The sequence below is a fragment of the Flavobacterium sp. HNIBRBA15423 genome (assembly GCF_052655965.1).
Genome location: NZ_CP199751.1, coordinates 3435090 through 3455226, shown reverse-complemented (window position 1 = coordinate 3455226; position 20137 = coordinate 3435090). Strand labels below are relative to the sequence as shown.

Below are 20137 nucleotides of genomic sequence, written 5' to 3'. Positions count from 1 at the left end.
AAAAAATGTTGGTGTTATTATGCATTTATTTCTTCAAAACTATTTTTAGCTTCATTATATCCAATTTGAAAAATAGCATCCATTTTTGTCTTATTGGTTTCAAATGTTCTATAATTTGCTAAATCTTTAGGTTCTATAATCCAATCACATAAACTAAATCTTTGGTAGTTGCCTTGAGCTGAAAGTAAATCAAAGGCTCTTGTGGTAACAGCTTTTATTGAATTTAAGTCTTTTGCTTCAATATTTTGAATAGGACTAACATAAACACCTATTATAAAATCACAATTTCCTTGAAGTAAATCGGTTGGAAAATGATTTAAAATACCACCATCGCTATACATTTTTTTATTTACTTCATAAGGAGTTAACATGCCTGGAAAAGAAGCAGAAGCGAGAACAGCATCTACAATTTTAGTATCGTCACTAAAAATTTTTAATTTCCCTTTGACTAAATCGGTAGCTGTAATTTTTACTGGAATAGGTAAATCGCCTATTTTGGTTTCACCAAAAACAGCTTTAAAATAAATTTTAAAAGAATCGGAATCAATTATGCCTGGTTTTTTTAAAGTAAAATGTTTCCAATTAAAAAAATAAATAGATTGAAAAAAAGTAAGTATTTCTTGAGGAGTTTTTCCAAAAGCATACATAGCGGCAATAATTGCTCCAGCACTTGAGCCAGAAATAATACTCGGTTTAATGTTTTGTTCTTCTAAAAACTTAAGTGTACCTGCGTGAGCAATTCCTTTTGAACCTCCACCAGACAAAGCTATTCCTATTTTTTTTGATTTAAAATCCATATGTAACTTAACTAACATATTATGTCCAAATTTAGCTTTAAATTTGTAAAATAAAATAGAGTAGTATGAAAAATATAATTGAGAAAGCTCTTTTAGCTTCTTTTACTTATGAAGAGTATAAAACTTTAATTTCAAAATTAATTGAAGAGGGTAAATCTACAGGACATAATCAAAGTGATGATTTGTTGCATTACTCACAATTAAACGAAACCAGATTGAAACGTTTAGATAAAACAATTGTTGTTGAGGATTCAATCGCTTTAGCATTAAACAATATAGATACAGCTTTTACTTGGTTAGTTATTTCTGAGGGTTGGTGTGGTGATGCTGCTCAATTATTGCCAATAATGAATAAAATGACTGAATGGTCTGATAGGATTGATTTAAGAATTGTACTACGTGATGACAATAAAGATTTGATGGATTTATTTCTTACTAATGGAAGTCAATCCATACCTAAATTAATTATTTTAGACACAGAAACAAAGGAAGTTCTTGCAGATTGGGGTCCAAGACCAGAACCTGCAAGAAAACTAATTGCTGACTATAAAGCATTAAACGGAGTAGTAGATGAACCTATTAAAATTGAATTGCAAAAATGGTATTTGCATGACAAAGGCTTAACTACTCAACGAGAAATAATAGAACTTATGAGTCAATATTTAGTTAATTCTAAAAAAAATCAAGAAATATTACACTAAGAATTTCTTTTGAAGAAGGTTTCTGTTGTAATTAATCTCTAAAATGTATATTCCTTTTGAAAGAATTGTGCTAGGTGAAAAAGTTAAAGTATCACCTAGTACAAAATGTTTTTTTGCATAGATAAGTTTGCCAGATACATCATGTACACTAACTTCTACATCTGTATTAATAAATTTTTTAAACGCAACATTTATCTGATTGTTTATAATAGGATTTGGAAAAAGAAGGATAAAATCATCATTTATTGATGGGTTAAATGAACCATTTCTAAATATTGGTAAGGTTTCAAAACTATTTCCTAAAACGGCAGTAGCTTGTTCGTCTGACATACAAAGCCAATCTTTCATAATGGTAGCATAGAGTTGTCTAAAATCAAATTGCATTGGAACTTGTTGGTTTACCGTAGCATTCAAGGGTAAATCTGGAGAAGAACCAATCATTCCAGAAACAGGATGCTCCGTTCCTATAACATTAGCAACACCTGTATTTAAGGAACTTCCAAAAAAGATTACAGGAGCACTAGAACCATGATCTGTTCCTAAACTATCATTGCTTTTTATTCTTCGACCAAATTCACTAAAAGTCATACCAGTTACTTTGTCTTGTTTGCCCATTTTTTTTAAATCGGCTTGAAAAGCACTAATAGCTCCAGATAATATAGCTAAATTTTCGGGTTGTCGACCTAGTTTTCTATCAGATTCTACGATTTGATTTTCGTGAGTATCAAAACTTTTATGATGATTTACAATGTAAATAGGAGTTTGCAACCCTCCATTTATTAATCGAGCTACTATTTTAAGCTGGGCTGCTAATTTATTGTCAGGATATTCTGTTGTTTGTTCTTGTGGAACATTATAAGCTGTTTGGATGGTTTCTCTATAAGCATTACTTTGATCTTTCATCAATCGTAAGAAAGTAAGTTCTAAACCATAATCGGTATTTGGAGCTGGGTCAGTGGTTTCATTAATAACATTCAACAAATCGTCAGGATCAGGTGCACTATATCCCATATTTATGTTAGGTCCTTGTAAGGAAAACGGTAAGGTAGAGCCAATTTGTACTGCAAGAGGATCTCTCATGTCTCCATTTGGGTATGCTTCTGGGTAATTTGGATAAATAGAGTCAAGAGCTCTTCCAATCCAACCTGTATCTAATGTTTCATCACTTTGCGAACCAGTAAACCAAATATCAGTAGCTCTAAAGTGGCTATAACTTGGATTAGGATAAGAAACTCCTTGAACTATCATTAATTCTCCTAAATTGTACAGTTCTTGCATTTCTACCATTGAAGGGTGTAAACCTGTAGTAATATTGTTGTTTAATTGTAGTACTTCGTTTTCGTTTATTAGAATATTAGGTCTAGCATTAGACAATTCATTCCATTTATCTCTAGGAAAAACAGTATTTAAACCATCATTTCCACCACTCATTTGTACAATGACTAAAACTTTACCACAATTAATAGCTGCATTTGCTAATGTTTGTAAATTACTGCTCTCTAGTTGAGAAGAAGCTAATACTGGAATTTTGTTAAATAATAAAGGGGCAGCAACTAAAGCGGTTGATTGTATAAATTTTCTTCTTTTCATTTTTCTACAGGTTACATTAATTGGAATTCAGCTAATTGAATGATAGTTAAAAATAGACTGTTCAAACGCGTTGTTACTGCTAATTTATTAGTTTCATTAGTTGGATCTTGGGTGTAATTATTCCAAGCTTGTGTCCAGTAATAATCAGTTGCTTGACCAGAAAGTAAATTTTGAGTTTTTAAAATATTTTTCTGCTCAATGCTTAAATCAACAGGCAAAAGATATTTCACACATTCATCTACTAATAAATTTGGATCCAAACAAGTAGAATTTGGAAATTGAGATACAAATTCTAAAGTATCAGCCTTTATTCTGGTTGTTAATCCATTTCGTGTTAATGTTATGCCATAAAAGACATACGCTATATATGCAAAACGTTTTTGGATTGTATTTGAGTTAATCCAATATTCATGAAAAGACGGGTTTTGATAAAAAGCTTGCCAACCAGCAACATTTGGAATACTTCCCATACTTTGTCCCATATCCGACAATAATAGGTCGATTTGTTGCCATATATAGTATTGCGCATTATAATTGCTAGAATCAGAAACATTTGTTTCTATATTGAATGTTCTTAAAAAACCAATAAACAAGTCTAATGGTGATTTTATATAAACACCACGATTTGCCATGTCATAAAAATGTTGACTTTTAAAAAGTTTATCTAAAACAGGCATAATATCCCAATTATTAGCTACAAAATGTTGGGCCAATGGTATAATAACATTGGTTTCTATATAAGAATCAATATCATAGTAAACAAAAAAGCGATATAATCTTCTACAGATATATTGTGAAACTACTTCTGATTTAGAAAAAATCATATCAATGAAAGCGTCAAGTTCTAATGCTCCATTATTTGGAATTATAGTATTATTGAAAAAAGGAGAAAATTGCTTGTCTGTTTCATCATGTTTATTAGCAACAAAATCTGTTGTTGGATTAGGTGTGTTTAAGTTTTGTACTCTCCAGCCTGTTAAAACTTTAGCTACTTCAATAACATCTGGTTGGGAATATTGACTATTGGAACCTTTTCCTAGAGTGAATAACTCCATAATTTCGCGAGCAAAATTCTCATCTGGTGCCGTTTTTGTATTAGCTTGATTGTTCAAATAATACATCATTGCTGGTTGTGTAGCTATACTTCTTATTAATGATTTAAAATTTCCACCTGAAAAATCTCTTAAATTTTTAATATATAAGTAGCATACTCTTGCTGTATTACCAGAAATGTACTGATTGGAGCTACCTTTAATAAATTCAAAATCGACAGGAATAAAGTGATACCAAAATAGAACCATTTTTTCTCTAATAGTAATATCTTGACTTATGGCTAAATTAGTCATCCATGAAGTTAAACTACTTATCCTTCTTCTATCAGTAGTATCACCAGTTTCATTGTCAACAAAAGGATTAGTTGTCCAATCTGTGCCATAAGGTAGACTATTTTCGTCTGGATCGTCTAGTTCATAATTGTTTATAGGTGGTGAAGGAGGAGTCGAGTCTATATTTAGAATTAAATCTACAGCTTCACTCATAGACAAGCCAGTTATAGTGTCTAAATCTGTTTTTTTGAAGCCAAAACCAGTACGTTTTAATAAATGTATAGCCTGTCTATCTGTCCAAGCACCAGTATATAATTCTAGTCCAGATGTTACAGGATTAACGCGTTCTAATTCTGGATTTGTATTTGATACTTGTTTAGAATTTCTTTCTTGGGTTAGATATTTTCTGCCAGTAAAGACTTTTCTAGAATATTTTTCAAATAATGGATCTGTTTGGGCGGCATTAAATTCAGGATTTGAAAATAGTTTACGAATGAGCGCTCTTCTGGTTAAGGTTTTGTTCCTCATATGCTCAGTTTTTTAGAAGGTTAGTTTTATACAAATAAAAGTTTTACTTCTTTGATTTTAACCCCCAGAAGTAGGGGTGTAATTCTAATTTAATGAAAAATTGTTTTTCAAGCTAATGTCTAATATAGGTTGATGATTAAATAGTGCTTTTACGCAACCTCTTAGAAATTGAATAAGGAAATTCCTATGTTAATACTATATACTTTATCTATGGAATTACCAATTATAAAACCATGATTATTGCCTTCAATAAATAAACAAATCCCATCACCATTTTCGATACCAATACTTCCCTTTTGATAGGTGCCTTGTAAATCTCCTCTTCCAATAGCTAATGATTTTCCAATTCCATATTGAAGTGTGATTCTTGTATTTTTTCCTATTTTTGGACTAATTCTAAAGTTAGTATATATAGGTGCAGTAACTAATTTGTAGCTAGCATAAAAATCTAAACTCGAATTTAAACTAATTCCTATCCATTTGTTATAATGAATACCATAGCCGAATTTTGCTCCAATTCCATCAGGCAGAAACCAATTAGTATTAGTTGTTCCATCAGGATAACTTTCTCCTCTATTTTTATTACCTTTAAAAGGAACAACAATATCAAATTGTGTATATGTTACCTTTTTTTCTATAGGAATATCGCTAGAATTGTTTATTAAAATTTCATTTTGGGTAAAACCAAATTGGAAAACAAGAAGGAAAAACAAAATTGATTTAGTTTTCATGAATCATTTTTTTTTCAAAAACTTCTGGTGTAACGGCATTTTTTATTGAATAATTCCCAATTTTAGTTCTTCTTAAAGCAGTTAAATGACCACCAGATTGTAAAGCAAGACCAAAATCATAAGCAATGGAGCGAATGTATGTTCCTTTGCTACATTTTATTCTAAAATCGATTTCTGGTAAATCAATTCTTGTAATTTCAAATTCGTAGATTGTTGTTTTTCTAGCTTTTATTTCTATTTCTTCACCAGCACGCGCATGTTCATATAAACGCTTACCATCTTTTTTTATGGCTGAAAAAACAGGAGGCTTCTGATCTATCTCACCTAAAAATTGTTTTGTAGTCTCTAGAATGAGTTCTTTAGTAATATGAGTTGTGGGAAATGTGGCATTAATCTCGGTTTCTAAATCATAGGAAGGTGTAGTTGCACCTATAGTAATTGTTCCAGTATATTCTTTTTCTTGAACCTGAATTTCGGTAATGGTTTTAGTAAACTTTCCAGTACAAATAATTAATAGTCCAGTAGCTAAAGGATCTAAAGTTCCTGCATGGCCTATTTTAAATTTCTTAGGTAAACCATAATGATTTTTCAATAAATATTTTAATTTATTAACTGCTTGAAAGGAAGACCATTTTAAAGGTTTGTCAATCAAGAGAATTTGTCCATTTTGAAAATCTTCTGCGCTCATTTTTTAGATGATGGTTAATTCTTTGATGAAAAAATGAATTATTAATATGGCAATTCCAGCTATTATTCGGTAATAACCAAATAATTTAAATCCATGCTTTGTTAAATATTCAATAAACGATTTAATGGCAATTAAGGCTACTATAAATCCTACTACATTTCCTATAATTAATAAATTAGTTTGATCTTGGGTTAGTTCAAAACCAGCTTTATAATAATCATATAGTTTTTTTACAGTAGCACCTAACATAGTTGGAATAGCTAGAAAAAAAGAAAATTCGGCAGCTGCTGTTCGAGATAATTTTTGACTCATTCCTCCTACAATACTGGCACCACTTCTAGAGACACCAGGAATCATTGCTAAGCATTGAAATAAACCAATCTTTAAAGCTGTTAAGTATGATATTTCTGTATTTTCTGAATTCCCAAACCAATCATCTACTTTTAAAAGTAAAAATCCACCAATAATTAATGAAATGGCAACTACAATTGGATTTTCTAACATGTTATCTATGAAATCATTTAACAATAAACCAAAAATTACGGCAGGAATAAAAGCAACAAATAATTTAAAATAAAAATCCACGCTTTGAAAAAAGCGCTTAAAATACAAAACCACTACCGAAAGTATGGTGCCTAATTGTATTACAATTGTAAAAAGTTTAGTGAAATCATCGTCGGCAATTCCGAAAAAAGAAGAGGCGATAATCATGTGTCCTGTAGAGGAAACAGGTAAAAATTCTGTTATACCTTCTATAATAGCAAGAATAATAGCTTGTAGTGTATTCATAATTTTACAAAAATATGTTTTTTTATAATAGTTTTAGTTGTTTTTTTGTAGTTTGGAAAAATTTGATGTTATAACGTTTATTAAGAAATAGTTTTTAATGAAAATTAATTTTGGTATTGTTTTAATTTTATTATTTCAATCTTTATTAGCTCAAAGTCCTAAAGGAAATGAATTTGAGACTATTAAGGGAAAAGTTGCTGAACTTTATATTAATACACCTCTTAAAGCAAAAAAAGATGCTTATTTGCTTCATGAATTAGCAAAAACAAATGATGAAAAAATAATTTCATATCGATACTTAGGATATATTTATGATTTTTCTGGAAATGTTGATTCTGCTAGATATTTTTTTCAAAAACAACTTCAATTTTCAAAACAGCATTTTTTAAATAAAGAATCCTATTATCAAGCAGTAATAGATTATGCAAACTGGGGAACTAATTATGTAGATAGTAATGTTCTAATAGAAGAATTAACACAAGCTTTATTAAAGATTAATGAAGTGGAATTTCCACAACAAAAAGGGTTAATGTATATGCTCATGGGTGATTTATTGTTGAGAAAAAATCAACTTGAAAAATCGAATGAATATTTTGATAAATCATTTAACCTTATTAAAGGAAATAGAGCAGAGCTGGATTATTATCTTAGAAAAAGTGAAATAGCTCTTAAAAAAAGAGATTATTTATCGGCCAAGGAAAATTTATTAAGCGGATTTGCACTTTTCAATGAAAAAGAGATGTATGAATATCCTTTATATCTTAATAAATTGGGCTATGTTTATTTGTTATTAGGTGATATTGATAATTCAAACCAATGTTTATATGAATCATTGCATTATCAAAAAAAGAATGGTTTTTTAAACTTGTTTTCTAGTACTTATCTGAATTTGTCACATTTAGCAAAAATTGAAAAGAACGAACGATTAGTAAAATTTAATTTAGACAAAGCTTTAGAAACCAATCAAGGTGATGTTCAAGTTTTGAAAGATATTTATTTAGCTTACAAAGATTACTATTCTAATCAAGGTGATTTTATTAATGAAAATGAAAGTCTAGTACAATTTAATAAGATTAACGATAGTATTTTTAATGTAGAAAAAGCAAAATTAGGAATTGATTTAGAATCAAGATTTCAACTAAGAGAAAACAAAAAAGAATTAGCTCTAAAAGAAAAAATAATTCAAAAAGAGCAAAAAATAAAATCATTATTAGTCATAGGATTTGGAATATTACTTTTATTACTAATTGCCTTAATAGCCTTGTATTTTAACAATATAAAAACACAAGAAAAGCTTAGGAATAATCAAAAATTGCTTCATGAAGAGCAGTTAAAGTCTATGCTTGAAAATCAGCGAACAGAAATTATAAAAGAAAAGATAAAAGCTAAGCTCGAAGAACGTTCAAAATTGTCTTTAGAATTACATGATGGAATTGCTAACGAAATAGGTGCTTTAAAAGTGTCTTTAACAAATGAAAATGCACTCGATGCAACCAATATTAATTCAATTGTTGATAAAATAGACAAACTTTATAATGAAGTGAGAGACTTATCCCACGATTTGCATTCCGATAAAATATTGGACATAGAGTTTTCTCAATTAATAAATAGTCTTTGTTTAATAGCTGAAAAAAAAGGAATAAAGACAATTAAAAATGTATTAATTAATGAAAAAATTAATACTTTAGAAGATTCATTTTTGTTAAATATCTATAGGATTTTACAAGAAGCTATTAATAATGTATTGAAACACGCAAATGCTACAGAGATACAATTAGATATTATACAATCAGACACAGAATTATTTTTAATAATAAAAGATAATGGTGTGGGGTTTTCTAAAAATAGTTCTAAATCAGGTATTGGATTAAAAAATATCGAGAAAAGAATAGAAATGTTAAAAGGAAAATTCAATATAATATCTTCAGAAGAAGGAACAACATTAGATATAAAATTACCTTTATAAAATGTCACATAAAATTATCATAGTTGATGACCATAAAGTTTTTGCAGAAAGTATAGCATCAATTTTAAGAAACAAATATGAAGTTGTTGAGGTTACTTCTGTTGAAAAAGCCTTACAAATTGTAAAAACATTTTCTCCAGATTTAATTCTTACAGATTTGCAATTACCAGATCAAGATGGTTTTTTCTTAATCAAATCGATAAAAAAGTTAGGATTAGCAACAAAAATTCTTGTCTTAAGTAGTCTAGCGAATCAATCGACCATTCATAAATTGGTACAACTCGAAGTAAATGGTTTTCTAAATAAGAATGTTTCAAGTATCGATTTGTTAAACGCAATTCAAAAAATAATTCAAGGAGAATCTTTTTTTCAAGCCGATATTTATAATGATTATATTAAAAATTTTAAATTAAAATCAGAAAAAATAAACGAAATTACTCCTAGAGAAATTGATGTTTTAAAATTAATTATTGAAGAGAAAACAACTAGCGAAATTGCAGAGATTTTAAATATATCTAATTATACTGTAGAAGGTTACAGAAAAAATTTGTTATATAAAACAGGAGCCACAAATGTAGTTGGATTAATAAAATATGCTATGAAAATTAACTTAATTTGAAATAAAAATAACAAACCCCTTTTTTCAGGGGTATAAGACTAATGGAAATGCTTTTACTTTGTATCAACAAACAAATAAACAAACAATAAGGGCAACTGTAAATTAAATTAAGAAATACTCTTATTCACCTACGCTGAATAAGGGTATTTGCTTTTTTATTAGTTTGTGTTTTTCTTAAAAATAGAATAGATAACAATTCCAAATCCAGCCAAAACCGTTGTTGGTGCTAAGCGAATTCTTCTAAAGCTAAAAATATCCTCACTCCATACATTAGGATCTTCACTTCCACCACCACTCATTAAAATAAAACCTAAAGCAATTACTGCTAACCCAATTAAAAGAATGGTATAATTTCCTTTTCCAAATAAAAATTCAGGTTTACTGTTTTCGTTATTTTTTTTCATAATATTTATTTTTATTTCACTGAATACTAATAAAGGTCGTCTGTTCTTAAATTTAAAAAGCGTTGTGTTGCAAAGAAAGTACTAATCCAAGTAATAATAATTCCAATAAGCAAAACACCACCAAAAACAATACTTAAAGACATATAATCCTTTAATAAACCTAAACTAGGTAAAAATTCATCTAGATAATATACTAATGCTACTAATGCTATTATTGCTAAACAAGAACCAGCTAATCCAAGTTTAATACTTCTCATAATAAAAGGTTTTCTTATAAACGATTTTGTAGCACCAACCATTTGCATGGTTTTAATAGTAAATCGATGCGAATAAATAGAAAGACGCAAAGAGCTATTAATAAGCAACATGGCAATTACAGCTAGAAAACTACTAATGATTAGCATCCAGAAACTAATTCTTTTAATGTTATTGTTTACTAAATCGACTAATTGTTTGTCATAAATAATTTCAGAAACCATTTCGTTTTTCTTTATGTCATGCTCAATTTTTTTAATACTATCAGCAACAACATAATCTCCTTTTAAGTTAATGTCAAAAGAATTTTGTAACGGATTAAACCCTAAAAAAGACATAAAATCCTTTCCTACAATATCAACATTGTTTTTTGCAGCACTGTCCTTATGCACAAAAGCATATTCTTTAATAAAACGAGAATTTTTTAATTGTGTGTCAAAAGCATTCAAGATACTATCTTTTGCCTCATTTTTAAAGAAAACCGTCATTGGAATGTTTTCCTTAAAATCATTCGTTATTTTTTTAGAATTAATTACAAATAATCCTAGAGTTCCAAGTAGGAACAAAACCAAAAAAATACTTAACACAACCGAAAAGTAAGATGAAATTAAACGTCTTTTGTTATAATTTTCAAATGAAGATGCCATAAAATTTAGAAATATGAGGTAAAAATAGTAAAGAAATTTTGTTTATATAGAATATAACAACAAAGTTTTAACTTTAGTGTTTTAAAATGTATTTTTGCAACTGATTTTTAAGGATTAAATTGTTTCAAAGACAACTTTAAACTTTTAAATTAAGAAATGACTTGAGCTTGCGACAGCATGACTTCTATAAAAAACAATATTAAATAGGAATGACTCAAGCTTGCGACAGCATGAGACCTTGGACAAAATAATAAATAGGAATGACTAGAGTTGGCGACAGCATGACTCCAATAAAAACAATATTAAATAGGAATGAAATACCATCACAACGACATCGAAGCCAAATGGCAAAAATATTGGGCAGAAAACCAAACTTTTGCAGCAACAAATCATTCAGAAAAGCCAAAATATTATGTGCTTGATATGTTTCCTTATCCATCAGGAGCAGGATTACATGTGGGTCATCCTTTAGGATATATTGCTTCAGATATTGTGGCACGTTTTAAAAGACATAAAGGTTTTAATGTACTTCACCCACAAGGGTACGATTCATTTGGTTTACCAGCAGAACAATATGCCATTCAAACGGGACAACATCCAGATAAAACCACTAAAGAAAATATTACTCGTTACAGAGAACAATTAGATAAAATAGGATTTTCATTTGATTGGAGTAGAGAAGTACGCACTTCAAATGCAGATTATTACAAACATACCCAATGGATTTTTATCCAATTATTCAACTCTTGGTATAGCAACGATTCCAATAAAGCTGAAGATATTGCAACTTTAATTTCAATTTTCGAAAAAGAAGGAAATGCTACTGTAAATGCAGTTTGCGATGACAATATTGTTTCATTTTCGTCAAGCGAATGGAACTCATTTTCATCAGAAGAACAACAAAAAATACTATTACAATATAGATTAACCTATTTAGCAGAAACGGAAGTAAATTGGTGTCCTGCATTAGGAACAGTTTTAGCCAATGACGAAATCGTAAACGGAGTTTCAGAACGTGGCGGACATCCTGTTATTCGTAAAAAAATGACACAATGGTCGATGCGAATTTCAGCTTATGCAGAACGATTGTTACAAGGTTTAAATGATATCGATTGGACAGAATCTTTAAAAGAAAGTCAAAGAAACTGGATTGGAAAATCGGTTGGTGCAATGGTTAAATTTAAAGTCAAAAGTCAAAAGTCAGAAAGTCTTCAAGAGAATCAACTTTCAGATAGTAGACCTTCGACTTTCGACTATATTGAAGTTTTCACAACTCGACCTGATACTATTTTTGGTGTAACATTCATGACTTTAGCACCAGAACATGATTTGGTAGCAAAAATCACCACACCAGAACAAAAAGAAGTGGTTGAAGCTTATATTGAAGCAACTGCAAAACGTTCTGAAAGAGAAAGAATGGCTGATGTAAAGACCATTTCAGGAGTTTTCACTGGAGCTTATGCCGAACATCCTTTTACAAAAGAACCCATTCCAGTTTGGATTGGCGATTATGTTTTAGCAGGTTACGGAACAGGTGCAGTTATGGCAGTTCCTTGTGGTGATGAAAGAGATTATGCTTTCGCAAATTTTTTCAAAGGAACGAACGGAATGCCTGAAATTAAAAATATTTTTGATCAAGATATTTCAGAAGCTGCTTTTGGAGCCAAAGAAGGTTTTAAATTAGTAAACTCTGATTTTTTAAATGGTTTAGGCTACAAAGAAGGAACGAAGAAAATAATTGAAGCTTTAGAAAATATAAAACAAGGTAAAGGAAAAACCAATTACCGTTTGCGTGATGCGGTTTTTTCTAGACAAAGATATTGGGGAGAACCCTTTCCTGTTTACTACATAAATGGTTTACCACAAATGATTGATTCCAAGTATTTACCTATTCGTTTACCAGAAGTAGAAAAATATTTGCCAACAGAAGACGGGCAACCACCTTTAGGAAACGCAGCGGTTTGGGCTTGGGACAGTATTCAGTGTTCAGTGGTTAGTAATCAGTTAATTGATAATGCGAATATTTTTCCGTTAGAGTTGAATACAATGCCTGGTTGGGCTGGTTCTTCTTGGTATTGGATGCGTTATATGGATGCACACAATGAAGAAGAATTTGCAAGCAAAGAAGCTTTAGCGTATTGGGAAAATGTAGATTTATACATAGGAGGAAGCGAACATGCAACTGGACATTTGTTATATTCTCGATTTTGGAACAAATTCTTAAAAGATAGAGGTTTCGCACCTACAGAAGAACCTTTCAAAAAGTTGATTAACCAAGGTATGATTTTGGGAATGAGTGCGTTTGTGTATAGAATTTCTTGGGGAATAACACATGGTTCTAATAACACAATTGTTTTAGATTCAAAATTCCCAAGTGTTTTTGTATCTAAGCTTTCGTATGATAAAATTGTTAAAGCAGATGAGAGCGAAATAGAAAGAGTTAGGACTTTATATGTACAAATTTTAAATAGAATTTTTCCTGATACAGGAGGAATTGTATTAGCGGCTGGGCAAGAATCAATGCAATTAATTCCTATTCACGCAGACTTAGCGGTAATTAATGATGTTACTTCTGAATTAGATATCGAAAAATTCAAAGCGCACCCATTATATTCAGATTATAAAGATGCAGAATTCATTTTAGAAGATGGCAAATACATTGTAGGTCGCGAAGTAGAAAAAATGTCTAAATCCAAATACAACGTAGTCAATCCAGATGATATTTGTAATGAATATGGTGCAGATACGTTGCGTTTGTATGAAATGTTTTTAGGACCATTGGAACAAGCAAAACCTTGGAATACGGCTGGTATAACTGGTGTTTATGGTTTCCTTAAAAAATTATGGCGTTTGTATTTTAATGATAATGGTTTACTTGTAACTAACGAGGAACCAACAGCAGAAATGTACAAATCGCTACACAAAACCATCAAAAAAGTAACAGAAGATATCGAGAATTTCTCTTTCAATACTTCGGTTTCCCAATTTATGATTTGCGTGAATGAATTGGCACAATTAAAATGCAATCACAGAGCTATTTTAGAACCTTTAGCTATTGTAATTTCTCCTTATGCACCTCATATAGCAGAAGAATTATGGAGTGCGTTAGGTCATGAAGGTTCAATTGCAACGGTAGCTTTTCCAATTTTTGAAGAAAAATATTTAGTAGAAAGTGAAAAAGAATATCCTGTTTCTTTCAATGGAAGAATGCGTTTTACAATCAAATTACCATTGGATTTAACACCAGCTCAAATTGAAGAAATCATTTTGAAAGATGAAAGAACAATTGCACAATTAGCTGGAAATGCTCCTAAAAAAGTAATTATTGTTCCAGGACGAGTAATCAATTTAGTAGGATAGTTTTTAAGCTTTTAATAAAAGAATTCTAATTCCCAAATACTGTTTCACCACTTTAGTGAAATATAGTATTTGGGAATTTTTTATTGTCATTACTTTTTTCTATTCCATTTTACTTGTTAAAAATAGATTTTTTCTTAAAAAAATCTTATAAAAATGTTAAAAAGTAATTTTTACACAATAAAAACAATGTTTAGCCCTTTATTTCTTATAAACTAAAACAAAATGACCCTACTTTTTATTTGTTTTTAAATAAAAAGGGATTAGTCGTATAAACTATCTATCTAAACTATGAATAAAACAACACGAAATTCAATTGTAGCAGTATTTATTTTTTGTACTCATTTGCTAACACTAAACGCTCAGGAAAATAACCCTAAAATAGCAAACGATTTAAATACGTTAATCACTAAATCATCTAGTTATCAAAATTATAAAGTAATTGAAAAAGGAGCTATTCTTGGTTTTCAATCTTCTTTAAATAAATATATTGAACAGGAGCAAAACACACAAAGTTTACTTAGAAAGGAAATAGGTGAAAATGAAAAGAATATTTTGGGATTGCAAAATCAAATACAAGAATTAAGAGAGTCAAATAATATCTTAACAGCTGAAAAAGCCAGTATTTCTTTTTTAGGATTATCCATTAGTAAATCGGGTTACTCAACAACGATGTGGACTTTATTTTTAGGAACATTGCTTGTTTCAGGAATTTTGTTTTATAAATTTAAAACGGCCAATGCTATTACTAAACATTCTAAGTCTGTATTAAAAGATTTAGAAGAAGAATACGAATCTTACAGAAGAGTTTGTATAGAAAGAGAGCAAGGCTTAAGAAGACAATTATTTGAAGAAGCAAAAAAAAGTAAAGAGTTTAAAAGTGTTTCTTAAAAGCAATTATTGCTAGCATATTTATATTTTTTGTAACATTTTTCATTTTTTGCGTATAATAAGTAACTAAAAACTTAAAAAATGGAAAAAAGAAATTTTGGAAAAGTAATACTAGGAATTCTATTTTTTGTATTCCTGTTTGTGGCTTTATTAATGTTTGGTTTACCAAGATATAATGTTTGGCAACAAGAAATGGCTGGAAAAGCAGAAATGGCTAAAGCGGAACAAAACCGTAGAATTTTGGTAGAAGAAGCTAAAGCTAAATTAGAAGCAGAAAAATTAAACGCCCAAGCAGAAATTGAAAGAGCAAAAGGTATGGCAGAAGCGATGCGTGTTGAAAATGGTACGCTTAGTGAAACTTATAACCAATATTTGTTCATTCGTACTTTAGAAAAATTAGCCGATAAAGGAGATTTACCTCAAATCATTTATGTGCCTTCTAATGGTTTGTTACCTGTAATGGATATTAATAAAAATGTAAAATCTACAGATAAATAATAGAAATTACTTTTATTATTTTGAGCAGATAGAATAATTAAAAAGATGGGAGAAATCCCATCTTTTGTTTATTAACATTTCGCTATCAAAACTAGTTTAAAAGCCATCACATATAATCCAAGATTCACAACCCAAAGGTGGAAGATTAGGTGAATCTTCTTTCAAACAGCATAAATCCCAATCCTTTGTGACACTTCCCTTGATTTTTTTTTGTTCATTTTTAGATAGAACGGTCACTCTGTTATTATTTAATATTGATTTTTTCATAAGACTAAAAAATAATTAATTTTGATTAACAAGTAACAATCATGCAACAACCATCGCTTTTTCTGTAAAAGCCTGTATGGTCTATACATTCTTCTTTAGTCCATCCACATACAATTTGTGTACATCCGTTTCCACTTCCCTTAATGGATTTTTGCTCTTGTTTTGATAATTCTTGAACACCACTTAATTTAAAAATTGCTTTTTTCATGATTTATTAGATTTTTTGTCTCAAACTTTTTTGCCAATTGAGACTTTTGACATTTTAGGATTAAAATTTATAAGTAATACCTATTTTTCCACCACTTGTTGCATTTCCACCACCACCTTCAAGGTTGATAGCAAATTTCTCACTAAAAAAATAGCGTCCTCCAATTTGAACACCAATTCCAAAGTTTGAATCATCTATAACAGCCTCAGCAAAATCATTGTCAAAACTCCAGTTGTAATAATTAAGACTCAGTCCTGCATAAAAATCCCATTTGCTAGGAATAGCAAGGATTTCATTAAAATGATAGTTTCCATTTCCTTGAATGCCAATAATTGTACTTTTATAACCATAGCTTTCATAAGATCTATAGGAAGCTTCAGCTCCTATTGTAAAGTTATTGCCTACTCCATAATCTAAACCTACATAAACAGGAATGCCCCATCCAGAAGTTCCTAGACCTGCATTTAATTGTAAATTCCCATTTTCTAATGGTGCCTGCGCTTTTAGAATAAAAGGATAAAGTAATAGTGATAACAGTATTTTTTTCATTTTCATTAGTTATTTAATTGGAGAGAATATAAATTGTTAGCGAATTATTGTAATACATAAGTTAGTCCACTAAGATTAATGTAGCCTGAACTTGTGGTATTTACAGTGGCACTTTTCTTTAGTTCATTTCCTATGAAGATTTTTCCAGTCAACGTTTGACCCGATAATCCAGAACCGCCTACTTCAGAACCTGCTGTTAAACCAATTGCGACTGCTTCTGTTTTATTTATAGTTATTTCTTTAGACCAAGGCAATGACACATTGTCTTCAATTTGATTTGCACCATCACTATTAGTATAAACAATGAGAAGAGTTCCAGAATAATTTCCTGTTAACTCATATTTTACATCTTTAGAATTTGATGTTAAATCGTCTTTTTTAGAATCATCACTGCTACATGATGCGAATAATAAACAGATTATTAATAAAGGAATGGTTTTTTTTAAAATGGATTTCATAGCTTGTTTTTATTATTTGATTTAATTTCAAAAGTAGAATCAATAATAAGGACAAACAATACCTGATTTGAAGTGTTTTTTTTTACCTGATTTCAGGTAAAAATGATAGGGTAAAAAAATAGAAACCAATATTCTTATTACATTTGATAAAGTCTTTTTTATATGAGAGTAAACAGAATAGTTTTTATTTTTTCATTTGTATTCTTTTTTAAAGCAAATTCTCAAAGAATACATTCATTAGATGCTAATAAAACATATATCGACAGTATTATAAATGTTAATAAAAGCACTTCTTCAGATAGTATTAAAGCGTTAAATAACTTTAGAATTTCTTTACTTTTTTTAAAATCTCAGAATTTAGAAAAGTATAGAGAACATCTAAAATTAGCCAATTCACAAATGAAGAATTTTCCTTTTTTGAAAGATATTTCTATTTATTATAATTCATATGAGTATTATTTTAAAAACGATTTTGATGGTTTTGGAAAAGAATTAGTCAAAGCAAATAATGCATTAAAAAAGTACAATAGTATTGAAGGCTATAGATTAAGAACAATTGTACTTCAGAATTACGGAATTCTACTCCAGATGAAGAGTAAAGACAAAGAATATATGAATCTTTTAGTGAATGAAGCGATTCCTATAGCTAAAAAATGTGGTGATAATGAAATTATTAGTACGCTATATAAAGGTGTTGGAAATGTTTTTATGAATACAAATCAACGAGAAAAAGCAAATGAATATCTAAAACAGGCAGAATTTTATATTGAAAAACAAGCAGTGAAAAAGTCACCAACCTTAATTGAATCTAAAGTTGATACTTATATAATTTATGCTGAAAACCTTGTAGAATTTGGAAACTTAGACGAAGCTCAAAAAAAGCTAAATAAAGCCTATTTTTATTTGGAAAATAAACCTGAGTCAAACTTAAATGCAGCTTATTCTTATGTAAAGGGAATTTTTCATGCTAAAAAAAATCAGTATGAAGAAGCTTTGAAGAATTTTGAACTAGGAATCAAAATTGCAGAGAAGACTAATAATCTTTTTATGATTAATAGAATTTTATATAAACAATATGAGGTTTATTTTAAATTGAAAGACTATTCAAAAGCCAAAGAAATACTCGAATATTTATTAGAGAAAAATCCTTTAGTAGTTGATAAAAAGAATAATTATTATGAATTAGCAAAAGTTTATGAAGCAATGGGCGATTCTGAAAATGCTTATTTGAACATAAAAAAATATAATGTTTTAAATGATAGCTTGAATAAATCAATGTATCAAAATGAAATAATTGAATTAGAGGCTAATTTTAACAAAGTAGAAAATGAAAACAAAATTACATTGTTAGAATCTCAAAAAGAAAAAGCTTTAATTGTAGCGAAAAACAACAACATAAAAAGTCTGTTTTTCGGACTTATTTCAATTTTATTATTTATTATACTTTTATTATTTTGGAAATTTAATAAAAACCAAAAAAAGTTAAATTTTCAAAAAGAGATTAATTACAAACAAGCTCTTCTTACGATGGAAAATAAACAAAAGTTAGTAGTAACAAATGCACTTTTAGAAGGAGAAGAAATTGAGAGAGAAAGAATTGCTAGAGATTTACATGACGGTTTAGGAAGTATGCTTTCAGGATTAAAAATGCATTTAAATAAAGTGGAACAAAATGAAACGCACAAACTTTCGGAAATAAGCTCACTTCTCGATGTGTCTATTAAGGAAGTTCGAAATATTTCACAAAATTTAATGCCAGAAACTTTATTAAGATTAGGATTAGAGCATGCTCTAAAAGATTTGTGTTATTCCTTGAGTAATGAAGAAAGTAATGTTGAATTTCAGTTTTTAGTAGAAAATTATACTATTCCAAAAAATAAAGAAATTGTTATCTATAGAATTATACAAGAACTAGTAAATAATGCTTTAAAATATGCTAAAGCTTCGGAAATACTAGTTTCTTGTACCCAAAATTCAAAAATGTTTTACATAACTGTTGAAGATAATGGAATTGGTTTTAATGTAGATGAGGTCAAACAAAATAATGGTATGGGATTAAAAAATGTAAGAAATAGGGTAGAGTTTTTAGAAGGGAAAATAGAGATAGATTCCAAACCGAATAAGGGAACAGCTATATATATTGAAATTACAAATGAAGAACAAATACATGATGAAAGCATATAAAACAGTTATTGTTGATGATCATCCAATGGTGATTTCAGGTATTTCAAGTTTAATTTCCGAATTTGAAGGTATTAAAGTTGTTCGAAGTTTTGAATCTGGAAATGAATTGATTGAATATTTAAATAAAAATCAAGTCGATTTAATAATAATGGATATTTTTCTTCCTGAAATTAATGGTATCGATTTGTGTAAAAGTGTAAAAAAAATATTTCCACATATAATTATTCTTGGTATGAGCAGTCAATCTGAACGTAGCTTGGTTATGCAGTTTATTCAGAATGGAGGGAATGGTTATTTTCTTAAAAACGTTTCATTAAATGAACTTAAAAAATGTATTTACGATGCTATTGAAGGTGAAATAGTATTTAGTGAAGAAGTCAAAAAAATTATAAGTAATCCGCAAGCGAATGATTTGAAGAAAATTCCCAAACTGAGCAGAAGAGAAAAAGACATTCTGATTTTACTAGCCGAAGGGAAATCAACTCAAGAAATAGCAGATAAATTATTCATAAGTTTTTTAACAGTTCAAACGCACAGAAGAAACATTTTAAATAAATATGAAGTTAAAAATGCTGCGGAATTAATTAATTATGCCTTAAAGAATAAATTATTAGAAGTGTAAAGGAAGTAAATAGTTTTTTTAAATGACAAACTGGCACTTTAAAAAATTGGAATATAATTTGAT

Annotated in this window: 19 protein-coding genes; 8 read left to right on the top strand and 11 right to left on the bottom strand. The window is 29.2% G+C overall.

The features are described from left to right. Positions 1-17 precede the first annotated feature (17 nt). Positions 18-815 carry a patatin-like phospholipase family protein gene (locus tag ACULEV_RS15465; RefSeq protein WP_445455944.1) on the bottom strand — a complete coding sequence of 266 codons (798 nt, stop codon included), beginning with the start codon at positions 813-815 and terminating at the stop codon, positions 18-20. Between the two features lie 47 nt (positions 816-862). Here ACULEV_RS15465 and ACULEV_RS15460 point away from each other — a divergent pair, with 47 nt between their 5' ends. Continuing rightward, positions 863-1498, top strand: coding sequence for a thioredoxin family protein (locus ACULEV_RS15460; RefSeq protein WP_445455943.1), 636 nt, complete (start codon positions 863-865; stop codon positions 1496-1498). On the opposite strand, the gene ACULEV_RS15455 is transcribed toward ACULEV_RS15460, so the two are convergent. From ACULEV_RS15455 to ACULEV_RS15435, 5 genes are all read right to left on the bottom strand, one after another. Further along, positions 1490-3088, bottom strand: coding sequence for a DUF1501 domain-containing protein (locus tag ACULEV_RS15455; RefSeq protein ID WP_445455942.1), 1599 nt, complete (start codon positions 3086-3088; stop codon positions 1490-1492). The genes ACULEV_RS15460 and ACULEV_RS15455 overlap by 9 nt on opposite strands. Before the next feature lie 11 nt (positions 3089-3099). Continuing rightward, positions 3100-4941: a DUF1800 domain-containing protein gene (locus ACULEV_RS15450; RefSeq protein ID WP_445455941.1), complete on the bottom strand. Its 1842-nt coding sequence runs from the start codon at positions 4939-4941 to the stop codon at positions 3100-3102. A 161-nt stretch (positions 4942-5102) separates the two neighbouring features. Beyond that, the gene (locus tag ACULEV_RS15445; RefSeq protein ID WP_445455940.1) at positions 5103-5672 is read right to left on the bottom strand and encodes a hypothetical protein; all 570 of its coding nucleotides are present in this window, start codon (positions 5670-5672) and stop codon (positions 5103-5105) included. After that, positions 5662-6360 carry a tRNA pseudouridine(55) synthase TruB gene (truB, locus tag ACULEV_RS15440; RefSeq protein ID WP_445455939.1) on the bottom strand — a complete coding sequence of 233 codons (699 nt, stop codon included), beginning with the start codon at positions 6358-6360 and terminating at the stop codon, positions 5662-5664. The genes ACULEV_RS15445 and truB overlap by 11 nt, the downstream gene beginning before the upstream one ends. Before the next feature lie 3 nt (positions 6361-6363). Next, positions 6364-7149, bottom strand: a complete 786-nt coding sequence (locus tag ACULEV_RS15435; protein ID WP_445455938.1) for an undecaprenyl-diphosphate phosphatase — start codon at positions 7147-7149, stop codon at positions 6364-6366. A 97-nt stretch (positions 7150-7246) separates the two neighbouring features. On the opposite strand from ACULEV_RS15435, the gene ACULEV_RS15430 reads away from it, so the two are divergent. Both ACULEV_RS15430 and ACULEV_RS15425 read left to right on the top strand, forming a co-directional pair. After that, positions 7247-9115 carry a tetratricopeptide repeat-containing sensor histidine kinase gene (locus tag ACULEV_RS15430; RefSeq protein ID WP_445455937.1) on the top strand — a complete coding sequence of 623 codons (1869 nt, stop codon included), beginning with the start codon at positions 7247-7249 and terminating at the stop codon, positions 9113-9115. A gap of 1 nt (position 9116) precedes the next feature. Then, complete coding sequence (locus ACULEV_RS15425) at positions 9117-9734, top strand: response regulator (RefSeq protein ID WP_445455936.1); 618 nt, start codon at positions 9117-9119, stop codon at positions 9732-9734. 158 nt (positions 9735-9892) lie between these two features. On the opposite strand, the gene ACULEV_RS15420 is transcribed toward ACULEV_RS15425, so the two are convergent. Then, entirely contained in the window at positions 9893-10138 is a 246-nt protein-coding gene (locus ACULEV_RS15420; RefSeq protein WP_445455935.1) for a DUF3098 domain-containing protein, read from the bottom strand. A gap of 26 nt (positions 10139-10164) precedes the next feature. Continuing rightward, positions 10165-11040, bottom strand: a complete 876-nt coding sequence (locus ACULEV_RS15415; RefSeq protein ID WP_445455934.1) for a cell division protein FtsX — start codon at positions 11038-11040, stop codon at positions 10165-10167. A 312-nt stretch (positions 11041-11352) separates the two neighbouring features. On the opposite strand from ACULEV_RS15415, the gene ACULEV_RS15410 reads away from it, so the two are divergent. The 3 genes from ACULEV_RS15410 to ACULEV_RS15400 all read left to right on the top strand — a co-directional run bounded on the left by ACULEV_RS15410 (position 11353) and on the right by ACULEV_RS15400 (position 15786). Then, complete coding sequence (locus tag ACULEV_RS15410) at positions 11353-14400, top strand: leucine--tRNA ligase (RefSeq protein ID WP_445455933.1); 3048 nt, start codon at positions 11353-11355, stop codon at positions 14398-14400. Between the two features lie 288 nt (positions 14401-14688). Continuing rightward, positions 14689-15288, top strand: coding sequence for a hypothetical protein (locus tag ACULEV_RS15405; protein WP_445455932.1), 600 nt, complete (start codon positions 14689-14691; stop codon positions 15286-15288). Positions 15289-15369: 81 nt separating this feature from the next. Beyond that, positions 15370-15786: a hypothetical protein gene (locus ACULEV_RS15400; RefSeq protein ID WP_445455931.1), complete on the top strand. Its 417-nt coding sequence runs from the start codon at positions 15370-15372 to the stop codon at positions 15784-15786. A 292-nt stretch (positions 15787-16078) separates the two neighbouring features. On the opposite strand, the gene ACULEV_RS15395 is transcribed toward ACULEV_RS15400, so the two are convergent. The 3 genes from ACULEV_RS15395 to ACULEV_RS15385 are packed head-to-tail and all read right to left on the bottom strand — an operon-like array spanning position 16079 to position 17268. Continuing rightward, entirely contained in the window at positions 16079-16261 is a 183-nt protein-coding gene (locus tag ACULEV_RS15395; RefSeq protein WP_445455930.1) for a hypothetical protein, read from the bottom strand. 60 nt (positions 16262-16321) lie between these two features. Further along, on the bottom strand, positions 16322-16810 hold the full coding sequence (locus ACULEV_RS15390) for an outer membrane beta-barrel protein (protein WP_445455929.1): 489 nt from the start codon (positions 16808-16810) through the stop codon (positions 16322-16324). A 44-nt stretch (positions 16811-16854) separates the two neighbouring features. Further along, positions 16855-17268: an MmpS family transport accessory protein gene (locus tag ACULEV_RS15385; protein ID WP_445455928.1), complete on the bottom strand. Its 414-nt coding sequence runs from the start codon at positions 17266-17268 to the stop codon at positions 16855-16857. Positions 17269-17430: 162 nt separating this feature from the next. Between ACULEV_RS15385 and ACULEV_RS15380 the strand changes: the two genes are divergently transcribed. Together ACULEV_RS15380 and ACULEV_RS15375 are read left to right on the top strand one after the other, a co-directional pair. Then, the gene (locus tag ACULEV_RS15380; RefSeq protein WP_445455927.1) at positions 17431-19452 is read left to right on the top strand and encodes an ATP-binding protein; all 2022 of its coding nucleotides are present in this window, start codon (positions 17431-17433) and stop codon (positions 19450-19452) included. Beyond that, positions 19421-20074, top strand: coding sequence for a response regulator (locus ACULEV_RS15375; RefSeq protein WP_445455926.1), 654 nt, complete (start codon positions 19421-19423; stop codon positions 20072-20074). The genes ACULEV_RS15380 and ACULEV_RS15375 overlap by 32 nt, the downstream gene beginning before the upstream one ends. Positions 20075-20137: the final 63 nt, after the last annotated feature.

Excerpts from the sequence above, each read along its gene's own strand:
- ACULEV_RS15405 (WP_445455932.1), top strand. The coding sequence starts at position 14,689 with ATGAATAAAACAACACGAAATTCAATTGTAGCAGTATTTATTTTTTGT.
- ACULEV_RS15450 (WP_445455941.1), bottom strand. The coding sequence starts at position 4,941 with ATGAGGAACAAAACCTTAACCAGAAGAGCGCTCATTCGTAAACTATTT.
- ACULEV_RS15465 (WP_445455944.1), bottom strand. The coding sequence starts at position 815 with ATGTTAGTTAAGTTACATATGGATTTTAAATCAAAAAAAATAGGAATA.
- ACULEV_RS15435 (WP_445455938.1), bottom strand. The coding sequence starts at position 7,149 with ATGAATACACTACAAGCTATTATTCTTGCTATTATAGAAGGTATAACA.
- ACULEV_RS15400 (WP_445455931.1), top strand. The coding sequence starts at position 15,370 with ATGGAAAAAAGAAATTTTGGAAAAGTAATACTAGGAATTCTATTTTTT.
- ACULEV_RS15410 (WP_445455933.1), top strand. The coding sequence starts at position 11,353 with ATGAAATACCATCACAACGACATCGAAGCCAAATGGCAAAAATATTGG.
- ACULEV_RS15430 (WP_445455937.1), top strand. The coding sequence starts at position 7,247 with ATGAAAATTAATTTTGGTATTGTTTTAATTTTATTATTTCAATCTTTA.
- ACULEV_RS15425 (WP_445455936.1), top strand. The coding sequence starts at position 9,117 with ATGTCACATAAAATTATCATAGTTGATGACCATAAAGTTTTTGCAGAA.
- ACULEV_RS15375 (WP_445455926.1), top strand. The coding sequence starts at position 19,421 with ATGAAGAACAAATACATGATGAAAGCATATAAAACAGTTATTGTTGAT.
- ACULEV_RS15415 (WP_445455934.1), bottom strand. The coding sequence starts at position 11,040 with ATGGCATCTTCATTTGAAAATTATAACAAAAGACGTTTAATTTCATCT.
- ACULEV_RS15390 (WP_445455929.1), bottom strand. The coding sequence starts at position 16,810 with ATGAAAAAAATACTGTTATCACTATTACTTTATCCTTTTATTCTAAAA.
- ACULEV_RS15460 (WP_445455943.1), top strand. The coding sequence starts at position 863 with ATGAAAAATATAATTGAGAAAGCTCTTTTAGCTTCTTTTACTTATGAA.
- ACULEV_RS15380 (WP_445455927.1), top strand. The coding sequence starts at position 17,431 with ATGAGAGTAAACAGAATAGTTTTTATTTTTTCATTTGTATTCTTTTTT.
- ACULEV_RS15445 (WP_445455940.1), bottom strand. The coding sequence starts at position 5,672 with ATGAAAACTAAATCAATTTTGTTTTTCCTTCTTGTTTTCCAATTTGGT.
- ACULEV_RS15395 (WP_445455930.1), bottom strand. The coding sequence starts at position 16,261 with ATGAAAAAAGCAATTTTTAAATTAAGTGGTGTTCAAGAATTATCAAAA.
- truB (WP_445455939.1), bottom strand. The coding sequence starts at position 6,360 with ATGAGCGCAGAAGATTTTCAAAATGGACAAATTCTCTTGATTGACAAA.
- ACULEV_RS15385 (WP_445455928.1), bottom strand. The coding sequence starts at position 17,268 with ATGAAATCCATTTTAAAAAAAACCATTCCTTTATTAATAATCTGTTTA.
- ACULEV_RS15455 (WP_445455942.1), bottom strand. The coding sequence starts at position 3,088 with ATGAAAAGAAGAAAATTTATACAATCAACCGCTTTAGTTGCTGCCCCT.
- ACULEV_RS15420 (WP_445455935.1), bottom strand. The coding sequence starts at position 10,138 with ATGAAAAAAAATAACGAAAACAGTAAACCTGAATTTTTATTTGGAAAA.